This window comes from Kitasatospora sp. NPDC097643 (assembly GCF_040302625.1).
Lineage (GTDB): Bacteria > Actinomycetota > Actinomycetes > Streptomycetales > Streptomycetaceae > Kitasatospora.
This window is the reverse complement of sequence record NZ_JBEOSA010000135.1, coordinates 1-6,121: the sequence shown is the minus strand read 5'-3', so window position 1 is coordinate 6,121 and position 6,121 is coordinate 1. Positions and strand designations below refer to the sequence as shown.

5 protein-coding genes are annotated in these 6,121 nt (G+C 72.8%); 4 read left to right on the top strand and 1 reads right to left on the bottom strand.

The window, feature by feature from the left end:
- Positions 1 to 107: 107 nt before the first annotated feature.
- Positions 108 to 377, bottom strand: a complete 270-nt coding sequence (locus ABTY15_RS39325) for a helix-turn-helix domain-containing protein (RefSeq protein ID WP_350607440.1) — start codon at positions 375 to 377, stop codon at positions 108 to 110.
- 178 nt (positions 378 to 555) lie between these two features.
- On the opposite strand from ABTY15_RS39325, the gene map reads away from it, so the two are divergent.
- The 4 genes from map to ABTY15_RS39305 all read left to right on the top strand — a co-directional run bounded on the left by map (position 556) and on the right by ABTY15_RS39305 (position 5,995).
- On the top strand, positions 556 to 1,323 hold the full coding sequence (gene map / locus ABTY15_RS39320) for a type I methionyl aminopeptidase (protein WP_350607437.1): 768 nt from the start codon (positions 556 to 558) through the stop codon (positions 1,321 to 1,323).
- 65 nt (positions 1,324 to 1,388) lie between these two features.
- A complete protein-coding gene (locus tag ABTY15_RS39315) occupies positions 1,389 to 1,814 on the top strand; it encodes an acyl-CoA thioesterase (protein ID WP_350607431.1) in 426 nt (141 codons plus the stop codon).
- A 182-nt stretch (positions 1,815 to 1,996) separates the two neighbouring features.
- Entirely contained in the window at positions 1,997 to 3,493 is a 1,497-nt protein-coding gene (locus ABTY15_RS39310; protein ID WP_350607428.1) for an alpha/beta hydrolase, read from the top strand.
- A gap of 201 nt (positions 3,494 to 3,694) precedes the next feature.
- Positions 3,695 to 5,995, top strand: coding sequence for a transglycosylase domain-containing protein (locus tag ABTY15_RS39305; RefSeq protein WP_350607425.1), 2,301 nt, complete (start codon positions 3,695 to 3,697; stop codon positions 5,993 to 5,995).
- Positions 5,996 to 6,121 lie beyond the last annotated feature (126 nt).

Genomic DNA, 6,121 nt, shown 5'->3' with positions numbered 1-6,121 from the left:
TGTCCAAGCGGGCGTTCACCGCGGCCGTCCGCCGGCTGCTGCCCGCCGTCACCGCGGACGACCTGGTGCCGGCCGCTCCCGCGCCGGGCGGGCCGTCGCCGTTGTCGCTAGGCCGACAGTGCCTCGCCGTCCTCCGGCAGCGCGCAGGCCGACGCGAGCTCGTCCAGTGACAGCCCGAGTGCGAAGGCCAGCGCGGCGATGGTGAAGAACGACGGCGTCGGCGCCCGTCCGGTCTCGATCTTCCGCAGCGTCTCCGCCGAGACCCCGGCCACCGCCGCCACCTCGACCATGCTGCGCTCGCCACGCGCCTCCCGCAGCAGCGCCCCGAAGCGCTCACCGCGCTCGCGCTCCAACGGCGTCAGCGGAGTCCTCACCATGGGGTCGATCCTACGGCGTCCCGGACGGTTCCCGCCGGGGCGTCTCCTGTGCGGCCTCCCCGGGCTCGGCCCGCCAGGCGCACTCCCGCACCGGCCCGGTGCGGACGCGTCGACCACACGACCAGCGACCGTGATACAAATACCGGTATAAGAATTGGATCCAGGGGAGTGATTCACCATGGTCGAACTCAAGTCGGACACCGCCCTTGCCGCGATGCGCGAAGCCGGGCGGGTGGTCGCGGATGCGCTGGCCGCCGTGCAGGACGCGGCGGCGGTCGGGGTCAGCCTGCTGGAACTGGACGAGGTGGCGCGCGGGGTGCTGCGGGCCGCCGGGGCCGGCTCGCCGTTCCTCGGGTACCGCCCGGCCTTCGCGCCGGTGCCGTTCCCGGCCGTCATCTGCGCCTCCGTCAACGACGCCGTGGTGCACGGCATCCCGGACGGCTACCGGCTGCGCGACGGCGACCTGGTGAGCATCGACTGCGGCGCCGTCCTGGACGGCTGGGCCGGCGACGCCGCCGTCAGCTTCACCGTCGGCACCGCCCGCCCCGAGGACACCGCCCTGATCGAGGCCACCCGCCGCGCCCTGGAGGCCGGCATCGCCGCCGCCGTGGTCGGCAACCGCACCGGCGACATCGCCCACGCCATCGGCTCCGTCGCCCGCGCCGGCCGCTACGGCCTGCCCGAGGGCTTCGGCGGGCACGGCATCGGACGCCGCATGCACGAGGACCCGCACCTGCCCAACGAGGGCCGCCCGGGCCGGGGTTACCCGCTGCGGCCGGGCCTGGTCCTGGCCATCGAGCCGATGCTCACGGCCGGCGGCCGCGACGACCACGACACCGACCCGGACGGCTGGACGCTGCGCACCACCGACGGCAGCCGCGCCGCCCACATCGAGCACACCGTCGCCATCACCGAGGACGGCCCGCGGATCCTGACCCTCCGGTAGCCGCCGGCGCCGGCGCGACGCACGTCACAGCCTCGCGCCGGGGCCCGCGGAGTAGCGTGCGGACCATGACCGATCAGGACTTCACGACGCGGATCACCGTCCGCGGGTACGAAACCGACAGCCAGGGCCACCTCAACCAGGCCGTCTACCTCCAGTACGCCGAGCACGCCCGCTGGGAGTACCTCCACGCCGCCGGGATCCGGCAGGCCGAGCTGGTCGCCAAGGGCGTGGGCCCGGTGGTGCTGGAGACCACGGTCAAGTACCTGCGGGAGCTGCGCGCCGGCGACGTGGTGGACGTCAGCTGCGCGTTCGTCTGGCGGGAGGGCAAGACCTTCCAGGTCGTGCAGCACCTGACCCGCGCCGACGGCGTGCTCGCCGCCGAGGTCACCGGGGTGGGCGGCATCCTCGACCTGGCGGAGCGCCGGCTGGTCGCCGACCCGCGCGAGCCGCTGCGCGCCCTCGCCTCCGACCCGGGTCTGCTCGGTCTCTGACCCCGTCGGACGAAACAGGCCGACAGTCTGACAGGCGGACCGGCTGCCGGCCTGCCGGCCTGCCGGGCGCCCCGGGTGCGGCCCACCCGGGGCGCACCCGCACCACCGGGGGGTTTACCCCACCCCCGACCGGCCCGCTGCCCGGATGGGTCCAACTCCCCGCCGCCAGCAGACTTCTGGGCATGCCGAACATCAACCGCACCGCCGCCGCCACCGCAGCCGCCGCGCTCGCCGTCACCGCCCTCACCGCCCTGCCCGCCGCCGCCTCGACCGCGGCGACCCCCGGCGGCGACCGCCTTGCCTGGTCGGCCTGCGGCGGCAGCGCCGACCCCCGCCAGCAGTGCGCCACCGTCACCGTCCCGCTCGACTACGCCGATCCGGACGGCGAGCAGATCACCCTCGCGGTCTCCCGGATCGCCGCCGCCGACCCGCGACAGCGCCGCGGCGTGCTGCTGACGATCCCGGGCGGCCCGGGCGGCTCCGGTCTGGGCGTCCCCACCAGCGCCGCCAAGCGCCTCCCGCAGTCCGTCCTGGACCGCTACGACCTGGTCGGCTTCGACCCGCGCGGCGTCGGCCGCTCCACCCCGGTCAGCTGCGGGCTGGACCACGCCGACCTGGCGATGGTCAAGCTGCGCCCCTGGCCGGCCGCCGACGGCTCGATCGACGAGAACCTCGCCACCGTGCGCCGGGTCGCCGACGCCTGCGCCCGCAACGGCGGACCGGTGCTGCGCAGCATCTCCACCCGCAACGAGGCCCGCGACATCGACCGGATCCGCCAGGCCCTCGGCGAGCGCCGGCTCTCCGCCTGGGGCACCTCCTACGGCACCTACGCCGGCGCCGTGTACGCCACGATGTTCCCCCGGCACACCGACCGGATCGTGCTGGACAGCAACGACGACCCGGACCCGTCGCGGGTGGAGCGCGGCTGGCTGGCCGCCTTCGGCCAGGGCGTCGAGGACCGCTTCCCCGACTTCGCCCGCTGGGCCTCGGCGCCCGGCAACCCGGACCGGGTCGCGGACACCCCCGACGAGGTCCGCCCGCTCTTCCTCGACCTGGCCGCCCGCCTGGACACCGCGCCGCTGGCCTGGCCGGGTGCCAACCCGGCGGAGCTCAACGGCAACGTGCTGCGCGAGACGCTGGTGCAGAGCATGTACGCGGACGCCAGATTCCCCGATCTGGCCCGGCTGATGCTGGCCGGCCTCGGCCGCCGTCCGCTGCCCGCCCCGGTCGCGCCGCCGGAGCAGGTGTTGCAGAACTCCATCGCGGTCTCGGTCGGCACCCTGTGCAACGACGTCAGCTGGCCCACCGACCCGGCCGCCTACGCCAAGGACGTCGCCGCCGAGCGCGCCGCCCGTCCGCTCACCGCGGGCATGCCGGTGAACGTGATGCCCTGCGCCTTCTGGCCGTTCGCCCCGGCCGAGCCGCCGGTCCGGGTCACCGACCGGGGCCCGTCGAACGTCCTGCTGGCCCAGAACCTGCGGGATCCGGCCACCCCCTACCGGGGTGCCCTCAAGCTGCGGGCCGCGTTCGGCGACCGGGCCCGGATGGTCACCGTGGACTCCGGCGGCCACGACGTCTACGTCGCGAACGGGAACCCGTGCGGGGACGCGGTGGTGACGGACTTCCTGGTGACCGGCCACCGCCCGGAGGCCGACACCTCCTGCCCGGCCGCGTCCTGACCCCCGGTGAACTACCGGTGGGAGCAAGGGCCGTAGGCGAACGGTCCTTGCCCCGCCCGCCCGGCTGTCCGTCGTCCGAGGCGCAGCCGGCCCGCACACCCGTCCGACTCTCCGGAATGAGTCGATTCTGTCGCGGATTTGTGACAAAGCTCGGCGAATTCCCTGCCCACGTGCGGCATTCGCACCCGTAGTGTTCGAGTTATGTCACCGAAGAGCCGCATATCCGCTCCGGACCCGGGCGACACCTGGGAACCGCGCCCCCGGCGCCGCGTCACCCCGCTCGGTCTGCTGGGTCACACGGTCAAGTTCCTCGGCTGCAGCGTACTCGGGGGCGTGCTGCTGGCGGGTCTGATCCTTCCGGCGGCGGGGGCGGCCGGGCTCGGCGCGAAGAGCGGCGCGGAGGGCTTCGAGAGCATTCCGGACGACTTCAAGACCCCGCCGCTGACGCAGGCGACGCAGATCTTCGACGCCAGGGGCGGCCTGATCGCCAAGGTCTACGAGCGCGACCGCACCGTGCTGGCCGCCGACCAGATGTCGCCGCTGATGCGCCAGGCGCAGGTGGACATCGAGGACGCCCGGTTCTACGAGCACGGTGCCGTCGACCTCAAGGGCATCCTGCGGGCGATCACCAAGAACGCGGAGAGCGGCGCGGCCGTCCAGGGCGCTTCCACGCTGACCCAGCAGTACGTGAAGAACGTCAACGTGGAGAAGGCCGGCGACGATCCGGAGGCGGTGCGCGACGCGCAGCGCAAGACCCTCGGCCGCAAGATCCAGGAACTCCGGTACGCCATCAAGCTGGAGGAGGACCTGACGAAGGATCAGATCCTCACCAACTACCTGAACATCACCTTCTACGGGCACCAGGCGTACGGCATCCAGGCCGCCGCCCAGCGGTACTTCAGCAAGGACGCCAAGGACCTGACCCTCCCCGAGGCGGCGATGCTCGCCGGGCTGGTGCAGAACCCCACGCAGTACGACCCGAAGCTGCACCCGGTGGCCGCCCAGAAGCGCCGGGACACCGTGCTCGACAAGATGGTGGAGAACAAGCACATCACCGCCGAGCAGGCCCGGCAGGCCAAGCTCACCCCGCTGGGCCTCAACTACAAGGAGCCGCAGAACGGTTGCATCACCGCCAAGGCGGGGATGGGCTTCTTCTGCGACTACGTGCGGCACGTGGTCAAGCAGGACCCGGTGTTCGGCAAGAGCGCCGCCGAGCGCAAGAAGCTGTGGGACCAGGGCGGCCTCAACATCTACACCACGCTCGACCCGGAGAAGCAGGCAGCCGCCCAGAAGGCCGTCTCCGAGCAGGTGTTCGTCACCGACCCGGTGTCGGCGGCGATGACCATGGTCGAGCCCGGCTCCGGCAAGATCCTGGCGATGGCGCAGACCCGTCCGTACGGGCTGAAGAAGGAGAACAACGAGACCGTCGTCAACTACAACGTGGACGCGGCGATGGGCGGCGGCATCGGCTTCCAGCCCGGCTCCAACTTCAAGCCCATCGTGGCCGCCGCGGCCCTGGAGGCCGGGCTGTCGTCCACCCAGCGGTACGACTCGCCGCGGTCGATGGACTGGCCGACGATGAAGACCTGCGACGGCACCTGGAAGAACCTGGACAAGGGCAAGAAGACCGGCACCATCCCCAACGAGAGCGCGCGGGAGGTCGGCCCGTACGAGCTCAAGGAGGCCATGGCGCTCTCGGTGAACACCTACTTCGTGCAGATGGAGCAGGAGATCGGCCTCTGCGCGGTCAAGCAGATGGCCAACAAGCTGGGCGTGACCGGCAAGGCGAGCGGCGACCCGCTCCAGGAGCTGCCCGCCCTCGGCCTCGGCACGCAGGAGGTCAGCCCGCTGACGATGGCCAACGTCTACGCGAGCTTCGCCGCCCGCGGCACCTACTGCGCGCCGCTGGCGATCAACCGGATCAGCACGGTGGACGGCAAGGACGTCCCGGTGAGCCCGGCCAGGTGCGGCCAGGTGATGTCGGACAACACCGCGGACGTGATCAACACCGTGCTGATCGGGGTGACCGAGAAGGGCGGCACCGCCCGGAACCTCAACCTCGACGACGGCCGGCAGATCGCGGGCAAGACCGGGACCACCGACGAGAAGAAGTCGGCCTGGTTCACCGGCTACACCGGCAACCTGTCCGCCTCGGTCTGGCTGGGCAGCCCGGGCACCAAGGTGCCGATGAAGGACATCAGGATCGGCGGCCACTGGCAGGACGAGGTGTTCGGCGCCACCGGCCCCGGGCCGATCTGGCAGCAGGCGATGAACGACGCCACCCGGGCCATGCCCGAGAAGGAGTTCCCGACCGTCTACATCCCGGACCCGCCCAAGCGCGACCCGAAGTGCGGCGGCGCCGGCGCGACGCCGAGTGGCTCCTGCTCCGCCACGTCCGGTTCGGGCACGTCCGGTTCGGGTACGGCCACCTCGGGCCCGGGCAAGCCGCGGTCCAGCAACCCGCCGGCCCGGCCGACCCCGTCGGGCGACGACGACCAGTGAGCCGCCGCGGCCCCGCCTGAGCCGCGAGACCCAGCCGCTCACCGACCTGCGCAACGCCTACCGCCGGGCGGTGTTCGGGTCACGGCGGCCTTGTACAGCGCGACGCTGGCCTCCGGCAGGGCGTTC